Below are 24,623 nucleotides of genomic sequence, written 5' to 3' on the forward strand. Positions count from 1 at the left end.
TGAATCTCCTGAGGTCGGTTGGGGGAATCGGGGCCGGTCAGTCCAGATCCGCAGGCGAGGACAGAGTTCCACGGACCGCCGTCGCGGCCGCTACGAGGGGAGAAACCAGGTGTGTACGGCTGCCTTTGCCCTGCCTGCCCTCGAAGTTGCGGTTCGATGTGGAGGCACAACGCTGGCCTGGTGCGAGCTGGTCCGGATTCATTCCCAGACACATTGAGCATCCCGCCTGCCGCCATTCGGCGCCCGCCGCGGTGAAAATCTCACCCAATCCTTCTTTTTCCGCCTGCGCGCGAACCCGCATCGAGCCCGGTACAACCAGCATTCGCACACCTTCAGCGACCCGGCGTCCCTGCAAAATCCCGGCCACCGCACGCAAATCCTCGATGCGCCCGTTGGTGCACGATCCGACGAAAACGGTATCGATCGGAACCTTGCGAAGCGGAGTACCCGGCTCCAAATTCATGTACCGCAGTGCTTTCTCCGCAGCCTCACGAGCCACCTCTCCCGCGATATCGGCCGGATCGGGAACCACCCCGCCCAATGGGGCGCCCTGCCCTGGATTGGTACCCCAGGTGACGAACGGAGTCAGCTCGGTGGCATCGATATGCACCTCGGCATCGAAAACGGCATCCGCATCGGTCTTCAGCGCCTCCCAGGCGGCCACCGCGGCATCCCAGTCGGCCCCCTGCGGCGCGTGCGGACGTCCCGCGAGGAATTCATAGGTCGTCTCGTCCGGCGCGATCATGCCCGCCCGCGCACCCGCCTCGATGGACATGTTGCAGATTGTCATTCGGGCCTCCATCGACATAGCGCGGATGGCCTCGCCCCGATACTCCAGAACATAGCCCTGGCCGCCACCGGTACCGATCTTGGCGATGACGGCCAGGATCAGATCCTTACTCGTCACCCCTGGCGGCATAGTGCCGTCCACCGTGATCGCCATCGTCTTGAACGGGCGCAGTGAGAGGGTCTGAGTGGCAAGCACATGCTCGACCTCGGAGGTGCCGATGCCCATCGCCAACGCGCCGAACGCGCCGTGCGTCGAGGTGTGGCTGTCACCGCACACCACGGTCATCCCCGGCTGAGTCAACCCGAGCTGCGGCCCGACCACATGCACGATCCCCTGATCCAGATCGCCCATGGGGTGCAGCCGCACCCCGAATTCCGCGCAATTGCGTCGCAGCGTCTCGACCTGAGTACGCGAAGTCGGGTCGGCGATCGGCTTATCGATATCGACCGTCGGAACATTGTGATCCTCGGTCGCGATCGTGAGATCCGGCCGCCGTACCCGCCGCCCCTCGGCACGCAGCCCATCGAAGGCCTGCGGACTGGTCACCTCGTGCACGAGGTGCAGGTCGATGTAGATCAGGTCGGGTTCGCGCGCGGCGCCCTCACCGGCCCCGTAAGCGACGACATGCTGGTCCCACACCTTCTCGGCCAGCGTGCGCGGTTCGGCCATGGTCGATCACCTTTCGGACGAAGCAGCTGTTGCGCACCGGATGGTGCCACGACAACAGCTATACGAATCGGGATAGTCGTATCCGGCCCGGATGCCGAGAACCGGAGTTCGCAGGCCGAGTTCGGCCACAGCGAGATTCTTCGTAGTAGAGTTCTCAGCATCTGAGACGCTAATATCGTTCTATGAGACAGTCTAGCGGCATCGGCGTTCTGGACAAAGCGGTGGCGGTCCTGCACGCTGTCGCCGAGCGCCCCTCCGGCCTCAACGAGCTGTGCACCCGCACCGGCCTGCCTCGGGCCACCGCGCACCGGCTGGCCGTCGGCTTGGAGACGCACCGTCTGCTCGCCCGCGACAGCAACGGGATGTGGCGTCCAGGGCCCGCTCTCGCCGAGCTCGCGATCAGTGCCGATGATCCGCTGTTGGAGGCCGCGTCCATCGTGCTGCCCCGGCTGCGCGAAATCACCGGCGAAAGCGTGCAGCTCTACCGGCGCGACGGCAACAGCCGGATCTGCGTCGCGGCGCTGGAACCCGCTGCAGGCCTGCGCGACACTGTCCCGGTCGGAGCGCGGCTGCCGCTCACCGCGGGCTCAGCCGCCAAAGTCCTGCTGGCCTGGGCCGACCCGGAACTCCAGCGCACCCTCGTGACCGAAGCGGTGTTCGGTGAACGCGCACTTGCCGAGGTGCGAAAGCGCGGCTGGGCGCAGAGTGCCGCCGAACGCTCAGCAGGTGTGGCCAGCGTTTCCGCGCCGGTGCGCGCAAGCGATGGCACCGTCATAGCGGCCGTATCGGTTTCCGGCCCGATCGATCGAATGGGTCGCAGACCAGGTGCTCGCTGGGCAGCCGATCTGGTCGCGGCAGCCGACGCTCTGCACAAGCGCCTATAACAGGTTGCATTCCAACTCTCTACAGTTGTCTCCTATGGGAGCCAACCAACGGGCACAGATCGTCATGTCCGACATCGAAATCACCGAGTTCTTGCAGCGCAGCCGGATCGCGACGCTGGCGACCATCGGCCGGGAGGGCATGCCACACCTGACCGCTATGTGGTACGCGCTCATCGACGGTGAGATCTGGTTCGAGACCAAAGCCAAATCGCAGAAGGCACTGAACCTGCGCCGCGATCCTCGGGTCACCTGCATGGTCGAGGCCGGTGACACCTACGACCAGCTACGGGGAGTGTCCATCGAGGGGCGCGCCGAGATCGTCGAGGACTCCGAGAAACTGTTCGCCGTCGGCGTGAGTGTCTGGGAACGCTATACCGGCCCGTACAGCGAGGAAGTGCGACCGATGGTGGAGGCGATGCTGAACAAGCGAGTCGCCGTCCGTGTGGTGCCCGAACGTATGCGTAGCTGGGATCACCGCAAACTGGGACTCCCGCGCATGCCGCTCGGTGGAACCACGGCTCAGGGATCGAACACCCCGGCAGTGGATATCCCGGCAGCGGACTGAACCGGATACGTCTACTCCGGACGCCGTCCGGAGTAGACGTATCCTACAAAACGACGAAAGTCCATGCTCTGAGAGCATGGACTTTCGTCTCGAGTAGCCCCGACGGGATTCGAACCCGCGCTACCGCCTTGAGAGGGCGGCGTCCTAGGCCGCTAGACGACGGGGCCAGGACTGCTCCTCGCTGATGCGAGAGCTTCCGTGGTTGATCTTTCGATCAGGAGGCTCGGTTAGCTTAGCCGACCGAGGCCCGGCGACCAAATCGCCGGATGCTGTCATGATCTCGGTCGCGAACCGAAGTCGAACAACATTCCGCTGGGGTACCAGGACTCGAACCTAGAATGGCTGAACCAGAATCAGCTGTGTTGCCAATTACACCATACCCCAATGACCAGGCGTTTCCGCCTCGCTTCTGGATGATGCGAGGCCGTGTTCCGAGCCGAGAAGAAGATTACCAAACAGCTACCGGCTTTTTGCAAATCGCCTGGTCATGACCGCATTTCCGACACTAGGACGGCGCAGACCACCCCAGCGCCGAGCGCAGCCGGTCCATAGTGGTGTCCCGGCCGAGCAGTTCCAGCGACTCGTACAACGGCGGACTGATATGCGATCCGGTCACCGCGACCCGGACCGGAGCAAAGGCCTTGCGTGGTTTCAGGCCCAGATCATCGATCAGTGCCTTCTTCAGAACCTCTTCGATCGCCGCGGCCGTCCATTCCGGCAACGACTCCAGCCCGGTAATAGCAACTTGCAATACTTCGTTCGCTTCGGAACCAAGATTCTTGGCACCCGCGGCGGGGTCGATGGCGAACTCATCTACGGGCGTGAACAAGAAACGCAGCAGTTCCCAGGCGTCCGCCAGCACGACAATCCTGGTTTGTACGAGTTCGGCCGCCGCAGTGAAAACTTTCTCATCTATTTCCGCGCCGATCCGTCCGTGTGCGGTGAGATACTCTCGCAGTCGGTGCGCAAAATCACACGGGTCCAGCAAACGGATGTGCTCGGCATTCAGCGCATCCGCCTTCTTCTGATCGAAACGGGCCGGATTCGAATTCACCTTCGAGATATCGAAGGCCTCGACCATCTCCGCCATAGTAAATACGTCACGGTCCTCAGCGATGCTCCAGCCAAGCAAAGCGAGATAGTTCAGCAAACCCTCAGGAACAAAGCCGCGGTCCCGGTGGACGAACAGATTCGACTCCGGATCGCGCTTGGACAACTTCTTGTTGCCCTGCCCCATCACGAAGGGCAGATGGCCGAACTCCGGAGTGAAGTCGGCTACTCCGATCCTGCGCAGCGCGGCATACAGCGCGAGCTGCCGTGGGGTCGACGAGAGCAGGTCCTCTCCCCGTAAGACGTGCGTGATCCGCATCAGCGCGTCATCGACCGGATTGACCAGGGTATACAACGGATCACCGGTACCTCGGGTCAGCGCGAAGTCCGGGACGGTGCCCGCTTTGAAGGTGGTTTCACCACGCACCAGATCATGCCAGGACAGGTCGGTATCGGGCATCCGTAACCGGATCACAGCGGGGCACCCCTCGGCCCGGTACGCCGCGATCTGCTCCGGCGCCAGGTCGCGGTCGTAATTGTCGTAACCGAGCTTGGGATCACGGCCCGCGGCCCGATGCCGGGCCTCCACTTCTTCCGGCGTGGAGAACGATTCATACGCTTCCCCAGCGTCCAGCAAACGCTGGACCACATCCAGATGAAGATCTTTTCGCTGCGACTGCCGATACGGTGCGTACGGCCCGCCGACCTCGGGGCCCTCGTCCCAGGTAAGGCCGAGCCAACGCAATGCGTCGATAATCGCCCGATAGGAATCCTCGGAATCGCGTGCGGCATCGGTGTCTTCGACGCGGAAGACGAATGCGCCACCGTGATGGCGGGCGTAGGCCCAATTGAACAGCGCCGTGCGGATCAGGCCGACATGCGGTGTTCCGGTCGGTGACGGGCAGAATCGGACCCGTACTTCAGTCATGGCTCTCTTTCGATCAGCGTTTGGCGGCAACAGGATTGGTGAGAGTTCCGATGCCTTCGACGGTTACCGACACCTGCTGCCCATTACGCATCGGGCCGACGCCCTCAGGAGTTCCGGTGAGAATGACATCACCGGGCAACAGCGTCATCACAGTAGTAATCCACTCGATGAGCTTCGGAATATCGTGTAGCAGAAGCGAAGTGCGACTGCGCTGGCGCACTTCACCGTCGAGCTCGGTGACGATCTCCAGATCCGTAGGGTCGAGCGAGGTTTCGATCCACGGCCCCAACGGACAGAACGTATCGTAGCTCTTGGCTCTGGTCCACTGACCATCAAGGCGCTGCTGATCGCGGGCGGTCACATCGTTGGCGATGGTGTAGCCGAGCACCACATCCAGAGCGCGAGCGGCGGGTACGTCTTTACATGGCCTGCCGATGACCACCGCCAACTCACCCTCGTAATCGACCTGAGTAGAGCTGGGCGGCAAGATGATCGGAGCATTCGGCCCGACGATCGCGGTGTTCGGTACGAGGAAGATGACCGGTTCGGCAGGCGCGGAACCACCCATCTCAGCGGCATGGGCCGCGTAATTCTTGCCCACACAGATCACCTTGCTGGCAAGGATCGGGGCGAGTAGCCGGACATCGGCCAGTGGCCAGCTCCGCCCGGTGAACGTCGGCGTTCCGAACGGATGTTCCGCGATCTCCTTGGCCACACTGTCACTTCCGTCGCCTTCGATGCTGACGAAGGCGACTCCATCGGGACTGGCAATTCGACCTAGACGCATGCCCGGCAGTCTATCGACCCACTACCACCTGCCCGAACACACCCGACCGAGAGGTACGCAATCCGCGTCGCCCATAACAATCCGCACTGTGAGCAGTCCGACATCGGCGAGGACCCGCGTAGCCGTCCGAGCGATGTACGGTAGGCAAAGAGTTCATAAAACGGGATGCATATCTCATAATATGAGATACAGGTGATGATGATGACGTCGGCGACGCAGATCGATGAGGTGCGCCGATGGTCCATGCTCGGTATCGGCGTCTTCGCCCAGGCCACCAGCGCGGTCTTCGTCCATGGCGTGCCGTTCCTGCTACCCACCCTCACCGACCGCGGTATGCCGCTCACTACCGCGGGGCTGCTGGTGGCCATGCCGACCATCGGGCTGGTGTGCACACTGATCGGCTGGGGTTATCTGGTCGACCGCGTCGGCGAGCGCAAAGTATTGATCAGCGGCCCGTTACTGATGCTGGTGGCGGGATGCGCCGCGGCGGCCACCACCGACGATCTCGCTTTAGGCGCGCTGTTGTTCCTCGGTGGTATCGGAGCAGCGAGCACCAACGGTGCCAGTGGCCGGGTGATCGTCGGCTGGTTCCCACCGCACCGACGCGGGCTGGCCATGGGAATCCGGCAGACCGCGCAGCCACTCGGCGTAGGTATCGGCGCGTTGGCGATTCCGATGGTTGCCGATACCTACGGTGTGCCCGCGGCCATTCTGGTCCCCGCGCTCATGGCGGGCTTGGCGGCCGTGAGTTGCTCGACCGGCATCATCGACCCGCCGCGCCACCCCGGATCCACCGCCGATCCGGCGTTACGTACCAACCCGTATCGCACCGATGCCACGCTATGGCGCATCCACCTGGTCTCGGTACTGCTCGTCATACCGCAGGGCACTGTATGGACGTTCGCGCTGCTGTGGCTGCAACATGATGTCGGCTGGCCCCCTGTTGCCGCGGGCGCCTTGGTAGCGGGCACACAACTCCTCGGCGCACTGGGCCGGATCGGGGCTGGCGTATGGTCCGATCACGTCGGCAGCCGCGTCGGTCCGCTGCGCACGGTCGCCATCGCCGCGGCGCTGTCGATGGCGACTCTGGCGCTGACCGCGTGGACACACTGGTGGTTCGCCGCGGTTCCATTGCTGATCGCCACGTCCGTCATCACAGTCTCCGACAACGGATTGGCCTTCACCGCGATCGCCGAGATAGCGGGCCCGCACTGGAGTGGTCGCGGCCTCGGTATCCAGAACACCGGACAGAACCTGGCCATGGCCGCCATCCCGCCGGCGTTCGGCGCGCTCGTCACCATAAGTGGCTTTCCCGCTGTCTTCCTGCTCGCGGCAGGTACGGCCGCAGCGGCGGTTCCCCTGGTCCCGCATGTCCCCGCACAACCGGATCCGTAACAGATCCACTCACCCGCTTCGCCCGAGATCCGGTGCAGCCCCGCCCGCACTATGACGTGCGTGCGGGGAAAGGAAAACAGAAGGTCCCGCTTCGGTGTTGTTCATGGCATGGGCGGGGTCCTTCGTGGAAACGCTGCGCTACCTCCTACGGACCTGACCGCCCATGCCGGTGTTGTTCATGGCATGGGCGGGGTCCTTCGTGGAAACGCTGCGCTACCTCCCACGGACCTGACCGCCCATGCCGGTGTTGTTCATGGCATGGGCGGGGTCCTTCGTGGAAACGCTGCGCTACCTCCCACGGACCTGACCGCCCATGCCGGGCCGAGAGCGGGACCTCGGTCGGCGGGCGGTTCAGACCGCCGCGGCGATGCGGTCGCCGACCTCCACGGTCGACACGACACCCGAACGGGAGGCGAGGTCCTTGGCGACAGCCGACTCGATGCGCGCGGCCGCCTCGGATTCACCGAGATGGTCGAGCAGCAGCGCGACCGAGAGGATCGCCGCGGTCGGGTCGGCCTTGGACTGGCCCGCGATATCGGGCGCACTGCCGTGCACCGGCTCGAACATGCTCGGATTCGTCCTGGAGGCATCGATGTTGCCACTGGCCGCCAGGCCGATTCCACCGCTCACCGCGGCCGCGAGATCGGTGATGATATCGCCGAACAGATTGTCGGTGACGATCACGTCGAACCGGCCCGGATCATTGACCAGGTGGATGGTCGTCGCGTCGATATGCTGATAATCCGTTGCGACATCGGGGAATTCGGTCGCGACCTCGCTGACGGTGCGTTGCCAGAGCGAGCCTGCGAAGGTGAGCACATTGGTTTTGTGCACCAATGTCAGGCGCTTACGCCTGGCCTGTGCCGCGGCGAAGGCGTAACGCACTACGCGCTCGATACCGAAACGGGTGTTGTTACTCACCTCGGTCGCTACCTCATGCGGGGTATCCACACGGATCGCGCCGCCGGTGCCGGTATACGGCCCTTCGGTCCCCTCACGCACCACCACGAGGTCGATAGCAGGGTTGCCCGCCAGCGGGCCGGTCACACCGGGATACAGCGTGGACGGCCGCAAGTTCACGTGATGGTCCAGCGCGAACCGGGTGCGCAGCAGCAGACCGCGTTCGAGCACGCCGCTCGGCACCGAAGGATCACCGATAGCACCGAGCAGAATCGCATCGTGCTGCTTCAGTTCTGGTAGCACCGAGTCCGGCAGGATCTCCCCCGTCGCGTGGTAACGACGAGCGCCGAGATCGTATTCGGTCTTCTCGATACCGGGCACGACCACGTCGAGCACCTTGAGCGCCTCGGCGATGACCTCGGGCCCGATCCCATCGCCAGGGATGACAGCGAGTTTCATGAGCTTGCCCCGATCAGACCAGGTCGACCAGGACGACCTTGGCCGCGCCGACCGACTCGGCTATCGCGGCCTGCACCTCGGCGGGTACCGGACGAGCGACCCGGAACACCACGGTCGCGCCTTCCTTGTCCACATCCTGGGTCAGCTGCGCGGCCAGGATATCGACCTCCGCTTCACCGAGTTCGGTGCCGACCTTGCCCAACGCTCCCGGCTTGTCCTCGTAGTTCAGGACAGCCAGATTCAGGCCTTCGGCCCGCATATCGTAGTTGCGGCCGTTGATGTTGACGATCTTCTGCACCAGCTGCGGCTCGGTGAGCGTACCCGCCACATTCAGGGTGCTGCCGTCACCGAATACCGCACGCAGGTCGACCACACTGCGGTGGCTCGGGCTCTCCGACGCCGTGGTGACCTCGGCGGTGATACCACGTTCCTTGGCCAGGGCAGGCGCGTTGACGAAGGTGACCTGGTCCTCGACATGGGCGGAGAAGATGCCACGCAGCGCGGCCAGCTCCAGCACCGCGACCTGCTGAGCGGCCAGCTCGCCACGCACCTGGACCTCGACACTGACCGGAAGCTCATTGGACAGTGCGCCGAGCAGAGCGCCCTGTTTGCGCACGATATCCAGCCACGGTGCGACCTCGTCCCCGACGACACCGCCGGTGACGTTCACCGCTCCCGGCACGAATTCGCCTGCCAGGGCCAGCAATACCGACTTGGCCACATCGGTGCCTGCGCGATCTTGGGCCTCCGCGGTGGAGGCGCCCAGATGTGGGGTCACCACGACCTGCGGCAGATCGAACAGCGGGCTGTCGGTGCACGGCTCGGTCTCGAATACGTCCAGACCCGCGGCGCGAACATGACCGGACTTGATCGCCTCGGCCAGCGCGGCCTCGTCGATCAGACCACCGCGGGCGGCGTTGACGATGATCACGCCCGGCTTGGTCTTGGCGATGGCTTCCTTACCGATGAGGCCCTTGGTTTCCGGGGTCTTCGGCAGATGGATGGAGATCAGGTCGGCACGCTCGAGCAGCTCGTCGAGGCTCATCAGCTCGATGCCGAGCTGCGCGGCGCGGGCAGGCGATACGTAGGGGTCGTAGGCGATCACCTTGGTCTCGAAGGCAGCGAGGCGCGCGGCGAACAGCTGGCCGATGCGACCGAGGCCGACGACGCCGACGGTCTTGCCGAAGATTTCCACACCGTTGAACTTGCTGCGCTGCCAGGTGCGCTCACGCAGCGTCGCATCCGCGGCGGGGACCTGACGCGCGGCGGCAAGCAGCAGCGTGACCGCGTGCTCGGCGGCGGTATGGATATTCGAGGTCGGGGCGTTCACCACCATGACCCCACGCTCGGTAGCGGCGGGCACATCGACGTTGTCCAGGCCGACGCCGGCACGGGCGACGATCTTCAGGTTCTTCCCTGCTTCCAGGACCTCGGCATCGACTGTGGTCGCCGAGCGTACGAGCAGTGCGTCGGCCTCTGGCACCGCGGCCAGCAGCGCAGGCCGGTCGGGACCGTCGACCCAGCGAACCTCGACGCCGTCACCGAGCGCGTCGACGGTCGACTGGGCGAGCTTGTCGGCGATCAGAACTACCGGACGGCCTGCTTGGCTCACGGGGGCTACTCCTGGGGAATGGGTGCGGCAATTACCGCCGACCAGCTTAGTGCGCGCGATTTCCCCCGCTCCTACCACCTGGCAGTCGACCGCGATCAGCCACGTGCCCGGCGGAACGCAAAGCCCGGACCTGCCGCCCCGGCATGGGTGTCAGGTCCGTAGGCGGTAGCGCAGCGTCACCACGAAGGACCCCGCCTATGCCCCGAACAACACCGGTATGGGCGATCAGGTCCGCAGGCGACAGCGCGGCGCCACCGCATAGCAACGGGCCCCGCACCGGTTCGGCGCGGGGCCCGTCATACGACGCCCGCTATCGGCGTCGAACGGTTCTCTCGGTCAGCCGCCGAAGGAGCCGGTCCAGAGGGTATCGACGATGCCGTACAGAGCCGCACCGAGCGTATTGAAAAGACCGTCCATCGCAGCGCTGCCGGTGTCGATGATAACGGGGATCATGAAATACCTCTTCCGTAAAAGGGATCCAGTCGAACTGGCTGACATCGAGTACATCGAACATATAACCGCAGCCGTTACCCGATCGGAATATTTCGTGACACAGAACACGGATGCTTCGTTACATCTCCACAGACCGCACCCGAGGCGCCGATGAGCGAATAACTCATACGTAATGCCAGCTCAAGGCATAGAATCAGGCAGGAGCACACATCAGCGAGCGAATACCCCTGAGAAAATCATGAGAATATTATGAGAAGATCAGACCATTTCTCACAGCATGACCTTATTTAAAATGTGATAGAAATTTCGAATAATTGCGACATGCCGGGTGGCGCCGGTTTCTCTCGAGCTTCCATTCGGCAGATCCGAGAGGCGCGACCGCACATACCGGACTGGGCATCCACCCTCCCCGACCTGCGGCGCGTCCGAGTTCGAATCGGATCCCATGCTGCGCCAGCTGGCTTCCGACCTCGATATCGCACTGACCATCGCCAATCCGAGCAGTGTGCTCGGCCCCGGCCGATACGTCGGACTGGCCGCTATGGTCGAGGACCTCTGGTACGGCAGGCTCACCGTGATTCCCGGCAGTTCGCGGACCTTCGTGCCGATCGTCGACCTCGACTACTTCACCGATTTCCTGATCAGCCTGCCCACTCTGCCCGATACCGCGGGCCGGTCCTACACCGTCCTCGACGATCGAACACCGGAACTACCGATGCTGATCCGGCAGCTCGCCGAGCATCTCGGCGTCCGCGCGCCGCGTTTCTCGCTTCCCGCGATACGGATTCGATCTCGATCGAAGGCACAGGTCATTACCCGCAGTTGACCCACCCGGAACAGCTCGCGGCCGAATGTGTCCGGCTTTCCGCCGTCCCAGCACACAGCTGATCGCGGACAATGGGCCCCGCAGCCGCTTTCGATGCGGGGCCCGTACCGTCATCTCGTGGTACCCCGGCCACAGTACGGCGGCAACCGCTGGCACAACGCCTCCCCATAAGCCGGGCGATATACCGCTACCGCCCGCGGCGAGGCCATAAAACGGGCATTAAGACACCTGCGTCGTGCCTGATCAGGTACCTAGTATGACAATCATGGCTGTGCGCGCGATTCCAGCTTCGATGGATCCGACGGTGGTCGGCTCCATCGACCGCGCACTGGACCAGCTCGAACACGAGTATCGGGTGTCGATCCGGCTTGCGATCGAAAGCGGCAGCCGAGCATGGGGCTTTCCCTCACCGGATTCGGACTACGACTGCCGATTCGTGTACATCGCCGAGCTGGAGACCTATCTGTCCCCGTGGCACACCTACGATGTGCTGGAACCACCGATCTCAGGTCCGCTCGACTTGAACGGCTGGGATCTCGCCAAGGCGCTGCAACTACTGGTACAGGGCAACGCCGTGCTCATCGAGTGGTTGATGTCGCCGATCACCTACCGCCGCGACACGGAGTTCTGCGCCCGATTGCGCGCGGTGGCCGAGGAGGTGACCGACCGCGACGAGATAGCGCGGCACTATCTGCACCTGGGCAATAAGCAGTGGGCGCTGTTCAACCACTCCCGGTCACTGAAAAAAGTGTTCTACTCGTTGCGCCCGGCGATGGTACTGCGGTGGTTGCGTGAGCACCCTGCCTCGACAATGACGCCCATGCATCTGCCGACGCTGATGCGGCAGTGCGAACTACCCGCCGACCTATCGGCCGCGGTGGCCGAGCTGACCGGATTGAAGTCGCAGGCCCACGAAATGGGCAGCGGACCGGTACCCGCACCGATCTCCGCGTTCATCACTACCGAATTAGACTGCGCTGCAAGAACTTTCCATGAATCCGTGGCACATGATCGCGTGAGGGCCCAAGCAGTGGCCGCGGAGTTCTTCCAAGCCGAGGCACTGACACGCTGAACCAGCGTTCCGCGCGGGCCGATCGAACAGGATCGTGGCGGCGATACCCCCAGATGGGCGGAAGGCCCCGCACCGTTCCGGTGCGGGGCCTTCCGAAAGCTGAGTCGCGATTAGATAACGCGAACATCCTGAGCCTGGGGACCCTTCTGTCCCTGGCCGATCTCGAATTCCACGTGCTGTCCCTCATCGAGGGAGCGGAAACCCGAGCCGCTCACAGCCGAGTAGTGCACGAAGACGTCGGGTCCTCCGCCGTCCTGCGCAATAAAGCCGAAGCCCTTCTCGCTGTTGAACCACTTCACAATGCCTTGAGCCATTTCATACTTTCTGTAGACGAGCCAGGTCATGTAATCGAGCTGTCCTGGTCTCACTGATCAACGATGCCATGATCCGACGAATAACTCACGTCCGGTATCCCCAACTGTGAGCTAACGCTCATACACGAGCCACATCGATGGATTGCCGGGATACTGTTCGCCCAGTTCTGTTCAGGGCCGCAGGAAGCGCACCTGGCGTGACTTCGCCTCCATATAGCCTGCCCGCCCTGACAGCTGCTCCGGAACACCGACCTCCCACCACGCGCCCGCCTCGGTCCACACCGAGGACCGAGTCCGCACCACGAGCACCACCGGACCGGATCCGGCCCGCGCCGCCGACCGGGCCAGGCCATAGGCGGCACGGAATTCGTCCAGATCGGAAGCGGTGAAGACCGCGCAGCCGAGGGCGGCCGCATGCGCGGCGAAATCGACCCGGGGCGGATCCGCACGAGTAGTACGGCACTGCGCGTAGAAATTGTTGAACGGGGCACCACCCTGCCCCTCCTGCAGACGAGCGATCACCGCGTAGCCGTCGTTATCGCAGACCACCGCGACGAACGGGTGCCCGGCGAAAGCCGCGGAGAACAACTCCGAGTTCAACATCAGATAGGAACCGTCCCCGAGCAATGTCGTGACCACTCCGGCGGAATGCGCCATGGCCGCACCCCAGGCGCCCGTGAGCTCATAGCCCATACAGGAGAAGCCGTACTCCACATCCATCGTGGGTACGCCACCCACCGCCCGCCAACCACCGACGAGTTCACCAGGAAGACCACCGGAAGCCGTCATCACATAGTCGCCCGGTCCACTCGATTCGTTCACGACGCCGACGATCTGGGCATAGCTCGGCAGACCAGGAGTAGGCGCCCGCCGAGCGTCGATATAGGTATCCCATGCGGTACGCAGCGCCGCGGCACGCGCACTCCACTCGGAATCGACGCACCACTGCCCGAGCTGCCCGTCCAGCTCGCGCACGGTGGCATCGGCATCACCGACCACCTCGAGAGCACCGTGTTTCACGGCGTCGAACCGTGCCGCGTTGATCATCACCAGGCGGACATCCGGGGCGAAAACGGTCCAGGAGGCCGTGGTGAAGTCCTGCAACCTGGTCCCGATCGCGAGAACCAGATCGGCCTCGGCCGCCATCGCGTTCGCCGACGCCGAACCGGTGATACCGAGCGGCCCGGCATACAGCGGATGTCTGTGCGGAACCAATGTACGGCCCGCAGTGGTCTCTACCAGCGGAACACCATGGTGCTCAGCGAATTCCATTACCGTGCCACCGGCGCCAGAATAGCGGACCCCACCACCGAGAATCATCAGCGGCCGATGCGCGGCGCGCAACTGCGTGACGGCGGCGGCGAGCGCCCGCTGGTCGGGACGCGGCCGGATGAGCCGGTGTACGACCGGCGCGAACAGCGCTTCGGGGAAGTCGTAACTCTCTGCCTGGACATCCTGGGGTAGCGCGAGCACGGCCGGACCGCTGTCAGCCGGATCGGTGAGAACCCGAATCACTTGGGGCAGGCTGGAAATCAGTTGTTCCGGCCGAGTGATGCGGTCGAAGTATCGGCTCACCGCGCCGAACGCGTCGTTCACGGTGACGGTCGCGTCGCCGAAGTGCTCGACCTGTTGCAGGACCGGGTCGGGCGCGCGTCCGGTGAAGGTGTCGCCGGGAAGCAGCAGCAGCGGAAGCCGATTGGCGTGCGCGACACCCGCGGCCGTGACCATGTTCAGTGCGCCGGGCCCGATCGAGGAGGTCACGACACCGACCTGACGCCGGTTCGTGGCCTTGGCGTAGCCGACGGCCGCCAGTGCCATCCCCTGTTCGGTATGTCCGCGCCAGACCGGGAGCTCGGTACGCCGTTCATACAACGCGGTACCGAGACCGAGCACGTTGCCATGCCCGAAAATCGCGAAAACAGCGGGGAACAAGGGAACTTCGTAGCCGTCGAGCGTCTCCGAACGCTGCGCGACCAGCCAGGCCACCAGCGCCTGCGCCGCGGTCAGCCGCATCGGACCCGCCCTTCATGCGTGGTGACCGGACATCGCGGATCGGTGGGCTCGTCGTCCCAGCGCGCCCGCACCCAGCTGTGCGCCGGATCGTCGCAGAACGCCATGGATCGTTCTGGCGCGGGGCCGGCGAGCACATTGAGGTAGTACATGGGATAGCCGGGCGCGGCGATACACGGCCCGTGGTAGCCGTACGGAATCAGGAAGACATCGCCGTCACCCACCGTGACGTTTTCGTCCACGGTGCCGTCGGCGGTGTAGGTCCGGTGCATACCGAACCCCTCATGCGACGGCGTGATGCCGTCCCGCCCGGCGATACGGAAGTAATAGATCTCCTCGTTGACGACCTCACAGTCGCTCGCCTCATCGTGTTTATGCGGCGGATAGGACGACCAATTGCCATCCGGGGTGATCAGCTCGCAGGCGTTGAGCTTGTCCGCGTGCTCCCATACGCCGGGTACCCCGAAGTTCGCGACCTGCCGTGTCGCATTTCCCGCACCACGCACTTCGACCGGAACCTTTTCCGCGGGACCGTATCTCGGCTCCAGCCTGCGTGTGCAACGCGCCATCGGCAGCGCCACCTCCAGGTCGGTGTCCGCGGCCTCCAGCTCCACCTCGGCATCCCTTGGCACATAGGCGAAATCCGTGACCCTGGTGAAGACCGACTCCCGGCCTGCCAAGGCGAAAACCACACCATCCACACGCACCGCGCACGCACCCGACAAGGGCAGCACGAACGCTTCGAACTCCCCCGTCCGCACAGTCCGCGACATCCCCGCGCCGATCCGCAGCACCCACAGCCCGGCGTAGCTCCATCCGGCGTCTTCCGGAGTCAACAACACCGGATCGCCGTTGCGGCGCAACGTTCCCGTCGGCCGGTGCAGTCTCAGCGACACAGCAGCTCCTCTATTTCCGCATCGGTAGGCATCGCGTCCACGCAGGCGAGGCGCGCGGCCACCAGCGCGCCCGCCGCATTCGCGTAGGTGGCGACCCGCCGTGGGTCCCAGCCCGCGAGCAGCCCGTGGATCAGTGCCCCACCGAATCCGTCGCCCGCGCCGAGGCCACAGACCACCTCGACCCGGCACGGTGGCACCGTCCAACGCTCGGATTCGGTGGCCACCAGCACCCCGTCGGCGCCTTGTTTGATCACCGCGAAACGCACACCGCGGGCGAGCAGCCGGTCGGCCGCAACGGCCGGGTCCTCGGTACCCACCGCCACCTGGACCTCGATGCGGTTACCGACCACCACATCCACATGGTCGAGCATCCAGTCGATCTCCGCCCGCGCGGTATCGGCGTCGGGCCAGAACATCGACCGGTAGTCCAGATCGAGCACGGTATACCTACGCCGGGCACGTCGCAGCAGAATCTCACGCTGGGTGGTCCGGCTCGGCTCGGCACTCACACCGGTGCCGGTGACCCAGAGCAATGGCACGGTATCCACGATGTCCCAAGGAACATCGTCCACGGTAAGGGTGAGATCCGGCGCGATCGGCGCGCGGTAGAACAACAACGGTGGATCAGCGGGTGGGGTGAGCGCACAGAACACCACCGGAGTCAGCAGATTCGGAGCGGTCGTGACGTAACGGGAGCTGACACCGAAACCTTCCAGCGCGGTACGAACGAAATCACCGAAACCATCCGGACCCACCTTGGTCAGTATCGCCGAACACCTACCGAGCCGAGCGGCGGCCACCGCCACATTGGTCGCGGTGCCGCCGAGGGACTTCGCGAAACTGCGCACCTGCGCCAGCGCGACTCCACTCTGTTCCGGGTAGAGATCCACCCCGACCCGGCCGACCGTGAGAACCTCCGGTGTCGCCGTCATCGCGACACTAGCTCTCCGCCGCGGCGAGTACGGTGTCCTCGAGGTAACGCATACTGCGCCCGGTATCGCGACTCGGCTGTCGCGCCGAGTCCACCGGACACAAGGTGGTGTCCTGCTCCAGGACATACCACCCCCGATACCCCACGGCTCGCACACTGCGCACGAGCGCGGCGATATCGATATCGCCCGAGCCGAGCGGAACGTACAACCCACGACGCACCGCCTCGTGGTACCCCATCTCCCCGGCACGCACCCGATCGGCCAGCACGCCACGGACATCTTTGAGATGGATGTGCCCGATCCGCTCGGCATACCGCCGCGCCAGCCGGACCGGGTCAGCGCCCGCGATGACCAGATGCCCGGTATCCAAGCAGAGGTCGAGCTCGGAATCGGCGAGGAACCGCTCGATCTGTGCCTCTGTCTCCACATGCGTGCCCACATGCGCGTGCAGCACCGTGCGCAGGCCGTACCCGGCGACCACATCGCGAACCATGGCGGCGGTCCGCACCAACGTGCGCCATTCGGTATCGGTGAGCCGTGGCCGCGCATCATATCCCCCGGATCCCGTCGCAGCGGCGAGCACGAGAACTTCCGCACCGATGGCAGCCAGCAGCGCGGCGGTATCCGCAGCCTGCGCAACAGCCTGCCGCTGGTCGCGGTGCAGTACGAGAGCGCGGAATCCACCGACCGGCGTCAACCCGAAGGCATCGAGCAATCGACGCAGTTCACCAGGGTCGCCCGGCAGATACCCCGGCGGGCCGAGCTCCGTAGCGGACAAGCCGAGCGCGGCGATTTCCGCCAGGACAGTACGCGCGTCGAGCACATGTCCCCAACCAGGGACCTCGCAGACCCCCCAAGAGATCGGCGCGGCCGCGAGCCGCGGCCGATAGCGAGATCCGATCACCGGCACTTCTCCGACCTCCGACATCGAGTCGGCTCCGATACAGTGGAGCGCCCCAACTACGGGACTCTGATCATCGTGTCTCATAAGTATGGTTCATTCCGGACAATACCGCTGCAACCAGGAGACATCCTGGTAAACACCAGAAACACCGGACGGCCGGAATCGGAACCTCCACCGTCCGTAGGTCAGCACCACCCCAGGAGAAGCCGATGCCATCCCGCCGAACCAGCACCATCGGCCTGGCAGGCACCGGCCGGATCGGAACCTTGCACGCCGAGACCCTGACAGCACTGCCGACCGTGGCCACCGTCGTGCTCACCGACGCCGACACCGACCGAGCCCACACTGTCGCCACCGACCTCGGCGCCGAATTCGCCCCCGACCTCGACGCCCTCTTCGCCGCCGACCTCGACGGCCTGGTCATCGCCACCGGCACCGATTCCCACCCCGAACTCATCACCCGCGCCGTCGACGCCGGAATCCCGGTCTTCTGCGAGAAACCGGTGGCCGCCGACCTGGCGGGCACCTTAGCCGTGATCGAGCACATCGAGAACTCCTCGGTCCCAGTCCAAATCGGGTTCCAGCGGCGCTTCGACGCCGGTTATCGCGCCGTTCGCGGCGCTATCTCCTCCGGTCGGCTCGGCCGACTACACACGGTACGCGCGACCACTCTGGACCCGGCGCCACCACCCGCCGAATACATCGCACGGTCCGGTGGGCTGTTCCGGGACTGCGGGGTGCACGATTTCGACATCATCCGGTGGGTGACGGGCCGGGAAGTCGTCGAGGTCTGCGCGCTCGGAGCCAACCGGGGAGAGGAGTTCATCGCCGAAGCAGGCGATGTCGATACCGCCGCGGTCGTGCTGCGCTTGGACGACGGGACGCTGGCTACCGTGTCGTTGACGCGGTACAACGGCACGGGGTACGACGTGCGGTTGGAGGCGTTGGGGTCCGAGGGGAACGCTGTCGTCGGAGTGGATGGTGTGGCGCCGCTCGATCCGGTCGGAGCCGGCCGGACCGCGTCTTACTTCTATACGGGCTTCCTGGAACGGTTTCGATCCGCTTATGCGGAAGAGTTGTCGGCCTTCGTCGCGGTTGTCACCGGTGAGCTCGACAGTCCTTGTAGTCCCATCGATGCGCTGGAGGCGTGTTACGTGGCAGAAGCGTGTGAACTGTCACGCCGCGCGGGGCGAGCGGTGGAAGTCTCCGAGATACGAGACTGACAGCTTGTCATAGTGGCATGATCGTGCACCCACATCCCACCTCCTGGTAAGAGGATGCGGTGATGACCGCGCGGCGATCGGTGGTTGGCGCTCCTCCTCTGATGAAATAGGCCGGTACGACCACCAACTGAGCTCACATGAACGATCACTCCGCACTTCACAGATCGGAGATCGAATGGACAGGCGCGCAGGGGACTTCGAGCAATCAGATGTCGAAGTGGTCGTCATCCGCGACCCGGACGGCCCTGTTCATGTCCATGTATTCATCGACGGTGTGGAGAGGACAGTGACCGAGTTCCGGATCGACGCGGGCGCTGGATGGTCCTGGTCCGATTGGAAGCACTCTCGGGATCAAAACCTCTCGGCTGGTTCACCTTCAGCGAGACGAGCTATGCTGACCGCTTATGCCGACCCTCCTGGGGGTAGCTACGTCGAGAATCGCAGCGACGCGCAGTGGCTCGAATCCGTCTCACCCAGTTGGTCGGAACGCTAGATGGGCTGCGACGCAGTGCGATTACGGACGCGTGGTTTTCACGCTCCTCATTGCGTCGAGCCACACGGAGCTGGCCACCTGTCACGGCTCCGGACGAACCCGCCACTCGGCCAACGCGAATCGAAAGATCAGTGGCAATCAGTCGACCATGGCACACTCCTCCTATGGAGAGCGAGGCGGAGCTAGAGCTACGCCAGATGATCTTCGATCGTCTGGCGCGCAGGGTTGAAGAGAAGGGGGCGCTGACTCGCGAGGAGCTGACCGAATTCGAAGTCGGTGCCGAGACCTATCGGTTGATCGATCGCAATAAGGGAATCTGGAATCCCGCTCAATTAGCAGCTACCTTGTCGATCCTCTCAAAGCCGGACAGCCCATATGAGGACGCAGAATTCAGTGACTCGCTCTATGCCTATGCGTACCGAGAAGGCAGTGTCCAAGGCGACAATACGAAGCTACGACGCGCCTATGAGTTAAATATGCCCATCATCCTACTCCGATGGATCAAGATCGGTACAGCCATTCGCTATGTACCAGTATTCCCGGTCTACGTAATTGCGGACGATACAAAACGACAACGATTCATTCTAGCACTGGACGAAACCTTCAGAGATATTCCAGATGTGTTGAATCTGAAGCCGATCGAACGAAAGTATGCTCAACGCCTGACCACACAGCGCCTACATCAGCCAGAGTTCAGGGGCAGGGTCCTTCTTGCGTACGACCATCGCTGCGCAATATGCGATGTGGGTCATACACAACTGCTCGACGCCGCCCATATAGTCGCGGATAGCAAGGAGAACGGTACGGCGGATGTGTCCAACGGTTTGAGCCTCTGCAAAATCCACCACGCCGCCTATGATGCAAATCTGATCGGAATATCACCCGAGTACACAATCCTCGTCGGCGCAAAACTGATGCATGATCGCCGCGAAGGATCGATGCTGCGACATGGACTGCAAGAAATAAACGGTCAGCACCTCACCTTGCCACAACGACGGAAAGACTGGCCCGCAACAGAACGGCTCGAGGAACGATTCGCCGAGTTCGAAACAGCCAGTTGACAACTGGGGTATACCATTCTGACTATTTCAGGATGTTCTTCTACCACACCACCGATACCCGGAAATTCCGTCAGTGCGTCCGGCAGTGCTGCTGCCCGCCGGTCGGCTCTCCTCAGATGTGATCGTAGATCCATCGGTCGATGCCCCCTGCATCTGGCACCTCCAGAATCAGCGACAAGACCGCAATCGCCTATACACCCATCACAGCCCCTGATGAGACCTCACACCAAAACACATGCGAACCTTCGGAACTCGCCCCTCCGGTAATCTCATCTACGCAGAATCGCAGCCGCGGTCGCCGCGATCGTCCGGTCGGCATCATCAGCCAGCTCGGTGAGCACCTCCCGCGCCGCAACGCCAGGAAGCTCGGCGAGCGCCTGCGTAATCCGCAACCGCGATGGGATGTCGTCCGTGCGCTCGAGCTCATCCCGCATCATCCCGACGATATCGGCGGCAGCGGCCGCGCCCTCCGCCAGCAATCCCAATGCCTCGGCGGCCTCGACATCGAACCGCCCCGCGACAACCATCGCGAGCAGAGCAGGTATCGCCTCCGCGACCCGACGGGAGCCCAGTGCCAGGGCAGCACGGTCCCGCACTGTCACGTCGCAGTCGTGGAGTGCCCGCCGCAGCAACACTGCCGCTGCCGCGACGGGCACTTCCGCTATCGCGACAACCGCTCGGCGCCGAACCTCGACCACCGCCGAATCCAGGCCGACTGCCAACTCGGTCAACCCAGCACCGGCCGCCCTCGCCAACGACCAGCGCAGCGCCCCGGCGACATTCGGATCGTCTTCCGACAGCACTGCCTCGACCAGCGCTTCGACGGGCAGCGATGCGCCCTCGTGCTGTGCCAGCACAGCTTGTTGCCTGCTGGCTCCGGATTCCGATTCGAGCGCACGCAGTAGGGTGACGATGCCCATCACGGCCTCCCACTGTGCCGGTGCGGCCGTGTCGACACACTCCAGCTTTCTTAGCAGTTCCTCCTCCGTGGCGATCCGCGCTCGGGTGCGCCGGATGAGCTCTCCCACCAATTCGGCGGGCGCGAAGCCGGGTTCGTCCAGTGCCCGTTTGGTGTCGTGCAGCGATAGCCCCAGGGTTCTGAGGGATTCGACATGGAAGAGACGACGGATGTCGTCGGCGGAGTATTCACGATAGCTACTCGATGTGCGGCCTGTCGGTTCCAGCAGCCCCAACGCGTCGTAGTGGCGCAGCATGCGGGTGCTGACGCCGGAACGTCGCGAGACCTCACCGATCAACATTCCGTCGTCTCCTTGTTACGCGTCCGGGCCGGTCGCCGTGACCCGCTCGGCAAACTCGAGCGAGAGGGCGAACCCGCTCTCGGGGTTACGGCGAAGCCGTTCAGTGGCCTGGGCATGCGCGCGGATGTGTGGATCGGGACTCGCCATGGCAGCATCTAGAATCGGGGTGGCAGCCGCTCCGAGCGCCGCCAGCGCGCGGCTCAGGCTGAGCTGCACCTGGTAGTCACCCCGGCCGAGCTCGGTCGCCATATCAGCGGCGAGCTTCCCCTCCGCGCCGGGCGATACGAGTACGGTGGCGGCCCGCCACGCACTACGCGCGACCTCGTCGTGCTCGGCGTGCAGCAGTGCCGATACCGCGGGCCAGGCACTCCGGTCACCGATCTTGGACAGGGTGTGCAATGCCTGGCTGCGGGCCTGCGTGGTGTCCGACCCGAGCTCCGCTAGCAGCCTCGGTACCGTGATCTCGGCAGGCAACCGGCACAACGCCCAGGTCAGCATGTCCCGGACGAAGAAGTCCGGTTCTACGGCGCAGCGGGCGATGAGCGGCTCCATGAGATGTGGATCGCCCAGTGTGCCTGCCGAAAGCGCTGCCCGCAGCCGGGTCGCCGCATCGGCCCCGGCGAGAGCGGTGACGAGACGAGCATCCGGCCCATCGTGGTTGGTTGTATGCATGACAACCACCTCCTTCGTCGACCACTCGACCCCTTCACATCGTGTCAAGGTCAAGCCGAGCGGTTACGGCCGAGACGCGCTGATCCGGATCGACGAGGTGCGCGGGTAGTCACGTACTGTGCTCATGCGGGCAGCAGCCGGGCGATGACCTCGGCGAGCTGCTCGACGTTTCGGCACTCGTGCATGGTGACGTGCTCGGCGTATACATGGGCGGCGGAGTCGCCTGTCGACCATGAGCGAGCAGATTCCGGGTTGAGCCAATAGGTCTGCTTCGCCTGGGTGCGGATCGTTTCCAGGGCAGCGAGATTCGGATCGGTGCGGTTGGTGCGGGCATCCCCGAGAATGAGGACGCAGGTGCGTGGGCCGAGAGCGTCGAGGTAGTTGTCGAGGAATCCTTGGAATGCTTCACCGTAGTTCGAGCTACCGAAACGGGCGACATCGGCGGAGCTGATGATTCGGGCGGCGGTGCCGGGGGTCGGCGGTTCTCCCTTGGTGAAGAATCCGGTGATCTCGTCGCAGGTATCGATGAACCCGAAGCTGCGGACCTTGCTGAATTGGTCTTGTAGGGCTTGGATCAGGTGCAGGGTGAATTCGGCGAACCCGGTGACCGAACCGGAGATATCGGCGAGTACGACCAGGTCGGGGCGGCCGTGTTTGCGGGAGCGCAGGACCGGGTCGATGGGGACGCCTCCGGTGGACATGGAGCGGCGCAGAGTGCGGCGCAGATCGATCTGTCCGCGGACGGCTTTGCGGCGGCGTACGGCGAGGCGAGTGGCGAGTTTACGGGCCAATGGGTGGACCAGACGGCGCATTTCGGCGAGATCTTGTTCGCGGGCGCCGAGGAAATCGATGCGGTCGGTACTGGATTGCACGCCACGACGGGCGATGTATTCGGTGCCGCGTAACTGTGCGGAGCGCAGCCTGGCCTCGGTCTGGACGGCGGTGCGGAATTCGGTGAGCCGACGGTCGGCTTCGATGGTGTGCACGGCGGTGTCGAGCTGGGAGGTGCCGTGCATGCCCGCGACTATCCGGTCGAGAAGCTCTTCCGGGCGTAGGGCTTTCATGGTCAGGTAGGAGGACCAGCCCGCACCGGATGCGGTGGTGACCGGGCCGGAGTTCTGCTGAGCACCGGCCCCGCCGTAGCCACCGAGTTGGGTCAGCGCTCGGCGGGCGAGTTCGCCGATGGCCTGCGTATCACCTTGTGCCAGTGCGGGAACCAGCTGATCGCGGAGGGCATCGATGGACTTCTCAGGGATGGCGGCGCCGGGGCGCGGTGTGTCCGCCGTGCCGAAGTAGAGGTCGAAGAGCTGATCGAACACGGGGCGTTGGACATTGCGACGGAGCAGACAGGCCGCCAGGCCGCAGCGCAGCCGATCACGATCGGCTGTCCCCAGGGCGACTATCGTCTCGGCCGCGTCGATGGTCTCGCTCGGCCCCGCGGTGATCCTGTGGTCACGCAGCAAGCCGACGAATTCGACGAGCCGATCGGTCATCGAATCAGCGGATCCGGCTTCGGTATCGCGGACACGCCCCTCGGTCGCTCTCATCGCGCTGCGCTCCCCGGCGTGCGATCAGGTTCGAGCAATGTCAATCGTTCGATCGCTACGCGCTGATCGGACTGATATTTCAGCAGCACACCGAGGGTCGAGCGAACGATGTTCCCGGTCAGATCGCGGACCCCGAGAGCGACAAGAGTCTTTGCCCAATCCACGGTTTCGGCGATCGATGGAGGCTTGCGCAAGGAGAGCTGCCGGAGCGCGCCGACCACACCGACCACGGGTTCGCGTAGTGCCGCGTCCAGCTCGGGCACTTTCATACGCACGATCGCCCGCTCCAATTCCGCTGTCGGATAATCGATGTGCAGGTAGAGACAGCGTCGCTGCAATGCCTCGGACAACTCGCGGTTGGCGTTCGAGGTCACGAAGACGAACGGTTTCCTGACCGCGGTGATCGTGCCGAGTTCTGGGATGCTCACCTGATAGTCACCGAGCACCTCGAGCAACAGACCTTCCAGCTCTACGTCGGCCTTATCGAGTTCGTCGATGAGCAGCACGGTGGGGCGTGGATTGCGGATAGCGGCCAGCAAGGGGCGGTCGAGTAAGAACTCCTCGGTGAAGACGTGGTCACGGGCGCTGTCCCAGCCTTCGGTATCGGTGGCGGTGATGCGTAGCAGCTGCTTGGCGTGATTCCACTCGTAGAGCGCGCGGGCCTCATCGATGCCTTCATAGCACTGCAACCGAATGAGATCGGAGTTCGTCGCGGCGGCGACGGCCTTGGCCAGCTCGGTTTTGCCGACCCCCGCCGGGCCTTCGACCAGCAGGGGTTTGCCGAGGTGGCCGGCCAGAAACACCGTGGTCGCGATATCGAGGGATGGGAGATACCCGGCCGCACCGAGGCGCTCGGTCACTTCGTCCACCGACGCAAATAACTTACTCATCGGTAATAAGTCTAGCGGTGGGGTCGCCGGTG

At 64.1% G+C, this 24,623-nt stretch carries 21 protein-coding genes and 2 tRNA genes; 7 read left to right on the forward strand and 16 right to left on the reverse strand.

Going from position 1 to position 24,623, the window contains the following annotated elements; genetic code table 11:
• Positions 1-37: 37 nt before the first annotated feature.
• Positions 38-1,459 (reverse strand): 3-isopropylmalate dehydratase large subunit, encoded by a 1,422-nt coding sequence (leuC, locus tag ACL02S_RS13285; RefSeq protein ID WP_412802671.1) that lies wholly within the window; start codon positions 1,457-1,459, stop codon positions 38-40.
• A 182-nt stretch (positions 1,460-1,641) separates the two neighbouring features.
• Here leuC and ACL02S_RS13290 point away from each other — a divergent pair, with 182 nt between their 5' ends.
• Together ACL02S_RS13290 and ACL02S_RS13295 are read left to right on the forward strand one after the other, a co-directional pair.
• Positions 1,642-2,343, forward strand: a complete 702-nt coding sequence (locus ACL02S_RS13290; RefSeq protein WP_412802672.1) for an IclR family transcriptional regulator — start codon at positions 1,642-1,644, stop codon at positions 2,341-2,343.
• A gap of 34 nt (positions 2,344-2,377) precedes the next feature.
• A complete protein-coding gene (locus ACL02S_RS13295; RefSeq protein WP_412802673.1) occupies positions 2,378-2,908 on the forward strand; it encodes a pyridoxamine 5'-phosphate oxidase family protein in 531 nt (176 codons plus the stop codon).
• A gap of 94 nt (positions 2,909-3,002) precedes the next feature.
• On the opposite strand, the gene ACL02S_RS13300 is transcribed toward ACL02S_RS13295, so the two are convergent.
• From ACL02S_RS13300 to ACL02S_RS13315, 4 genes are all read right to left on the reverse strand, one after another.
• Positions 3,003-3,075, reverse strand: a tRNA-Glu gene (locus ACL02S_RS13300).
• Positions 3,076-3,220: 145 nt separating this feature from the next.
• Positions 3,221-3,292: transfer RNA gene (locus ACL02S_RS13305), tRNA-Gln, on the reverse strand.
• 121 nt (positions 3,293-3,413) lie between these two features.
• Positions 3,414-4,886 carry a glutamate--tRNA ligase gene (gene gltX, locus ACL02S_RS13310; protein ID WP_412802674.1) on the reverse strand — a complete coding sequence of 491 codons (1,473 nt, stop codon included), beginning with the start codon at positions 4,884-4,886 and terminating at the stop codon, positions 3,414-3,416.
• A 13-nt stretch (positions 4,887-4,899) separates the two neighbouring features.
• A complete protein-coding gene (locus ACL02S_RS13315) occupies positions 4,900-5,673 on the reverse strand; it encodes a fumarylacetoacetate hydrolase family protein (protein WP_412802675.1) in 774 nt (257 codons plus the stop codon).
• Positions 5,674-5,874: 201 nt separating this feature from the next.
• On the opposite strand from ACL02S_RS13315, the gene ACL02S_RS13320 reads away from it, so the two are divergent.
• Positions 5,875-7,068, forward strand: a complete 1,194-nt coding sequence (locus ACL02S_RS13320) for an MFS transporter (protein WP_412802676.1) — start codon at positions 5,875-5,877, stop codon at positions 7,066-7,068.
• A gap of 351 nt (positions 7,069-7,419) precedes the next feature.
• Here ACL02S_RS13320 and ACL02S_RS13325 read toward each other — a convergent pair whose 3' ends face one another.
• Entirely contained in the window at positions 7,420-8,427 is a 1,008-nt protein-coding gene (locus ACL02S_RS13325; protein ID WP_412802677.1) for a 3-isopropylmalate dehydrogenase, read from the reverse strand.
• A gap of 13 nt (positions 8,428-8,440) precedes the next feature.
• Positions 8,441-10,039 carry a phosphoglycerate dehydrogenase gene (serA, locus tag ACL02S_RS13330; protein WP_412802678.1) on the reverse strand — a complete coding sequence of 533 codons (1,599 nt, stop codon included), beginning with the start codon at positions 10,037-10,039 and terminating at the stop codon, positions 8,441-8,443.
• An 898-nt stretch (positions 10,040-10,937) separates the two neighbouring features.
• Between serA and ACL02S_RS13335 the strand changes: the two genes are divergently transcribed.
• The gene (locus tag ACL02S_RS13335) at positions 10,938-11,318 is read left to right on the forward strand and encodes an NAD-dependent epimerase/dehydratase family protein (protein WP_412802679.1); all 381 of its coding nucleotides are present in this window, start codon (positions 10,938-10,940) and stop codon (positions 11,316-11,318) included.
• 265 nt (positions 11,319-11,583) lie between these two features.
• Positions 11,584-12,390, forward strand: a complete 807-nt coding sequence (locus ACL02S_RS13340) for a nucleotidyltransferase domain-containing protein (RefSeq protein WP_412802680.1) — start codon at positions 11,584-11,586, stop codon at positions 12,388-12,390.
• Positions 12,391-12,500: 110 nt separating this feature from the next.
• On the opposite strand, the gene ACL02S_RS13345 is transcribed toward ACL02S_RS13340, so the two are convergent.
• The 5 genes from ACL02S_RS13345 to ACL02S_RS13365 form a co-directional block, all read right to left on the reverse strand.
• Entirely contained in the window at positions 12,501-12,704 is a 204-nt protein-coding gene (locus ACL02S_RS13345) for a cold-shock protein (RefSeq protein WP_412802805.1), read from the reverse strand.
• 171 nt (positions 12,705-12,875) lie between these two features.
• On the reverse strand, positions 12,876-14,717 hold the full coding sequence (gene iolD, locus ACL02S_RS13350; RefSeq protein WP_412802681.1) for a 3D-(3,5/4)-trihydroxycyclohexane-1,2-dione acylhydrolase (decyclizing): 1,842 nt from the start codon (positions 14,715-14,717) through the stop codon (positions 12,876-12,878).
• Positions 14,708-15,604: a 5-deoxy-glucuronate isomerase gene (gene iolB / locus ACL02S_RS13355; RefSeq protein ID WP_412802806.1), complete on the reverse strand. Its 897-nt coding sequence runs from the start codon at positions 15,602-15,604 to the stop codon at positions 14,708-14,710. The genes iolD and iolB overlap by 10 nt, the downstream gene beginning before the upstream one ends.
• Positions 15,601-16,542 (reverse strand): 5-dehydro-2-deoxygluconokinase, encoded by a 942-nt coding sequence (gene iolC, locus ACL02S_RS13360; protein ID WP_412802682.1) that lies wholly within the window; start codon positions 16,540-16,542, stop codon positions 15,601-15,603. The genes iolB and iolC overlap by 4 nt, the downstream gene beginning before the upstream one ends.
• A gap of 7 nt (positions 16,543-16,549) precedes the next feature.
• Entirely contained in the window at positions 16,550-17,470 is a 921-nt protein-coding gene (locus ACL02S_RS13365) for a TIM barrel protein (RefSeq protein WP_412802683.1), read from the reverse strand.
• 185 nt (positions 17,471-17,655) lie between these two features.
• Here ACL02S_RS13365 and ACL02S_RS13370 point away from each other — a divergent pair, with 185 nt between their 5' ends.
• Together ACL02S_RS13370 and ACL02S_RS13375 are read left to right on the forward strand one after the other, a co-directional pair.
• Positions 17,656-18,669: a Gfo/Idh/MocA family protein gene (locus tag ACL02S_RS13370; protein ID WP_412802684.1), complete on the forward strand. Its 1,014-nt coding sequence runs from the start codon at positions 17,656-17,658 to the stop codon at positions 18,667-18,669.
• 657 nt (positions 18,670-19,326) lie between these two features.
• Positions 19,327-20,223, forward strand: a complete 897-nt coding sequence (locus tag ACL02S_RS13375; protein WP_412802685.1) for an HNH endonuclease — start codon at positions 19,327-19,329, stop codon at positions 20,221-20,223.
• Between the two features lie 269 nt (positions 20,224-20,492).
• Here ACL02S_RS13375 and ACL02S_RS13380 read toward each other — a convergent pair whose 3' ends face one another.
• From ACL02S_RS13380 to ACL02S_RS13395, 4 genes are all read right to left on the reverse strand, one after another.
• Positions 20,493-21,482, reverse strand: a complete 990-nt coding sequence (locus ACL02S_RS13380; RefSeq protein WP_412802686.1) for a MerR family transcriptional regulator — start codon at positions 21,480-21,482, stop codon at positions 20,493-20,495.
• 15 nt (positions 21,483-21,497) lie between these two features.
• Positions 21,498-22,154 (reverse strand): HEAT repeat domain-containing protein, encoded by a 657-nt coding sequence (locus ACL02S_RS13385; protein ID WP_412802687.1) that lies wholly within the window; start codon positions 22,152-22,154, stop codon positions 21,498-21,500.
• A gap of 122 nt (positions 22,155-22,276) precedes the next feature.
• Positions 22,277-23,701 (reverse strand): vWA domain-containing protein, encoded by a 1,425-nt coding sequence (locus tag ACL02S_RS13390; RefSeq protein ID WP_412802688.1) that lies wholly within the window; start codon positions 23,699-23,701, stop codon positions 22,277-22,279.
• Positions 23,698-24,591, reverse strand: a complete 894-nt coding sequence (locus ACL02S_RS13395) for an AAA family ATPase (protein WP_412802689.1) — start codon at positions 24,589-24,591, stop codon at positions 23,698-23,700. The genes ACL02S_RS13390 and ACL02S_RS13395 overlap by 4 nt, the downstream gene beginning before the upstream one ends.
• Positions 24,592-24,623 lie beyond the last annotated feature (32 nt).

It is taken from the genome of Nocardia spongicola, assembly GCF_047200775.1.
In the GTDB taxonomy this organism is placed as follows: Bacteria; Actinomycetota; Actinomycetes; order Mycobacteriales; family Mycobacteriaceae; genus Nocardia.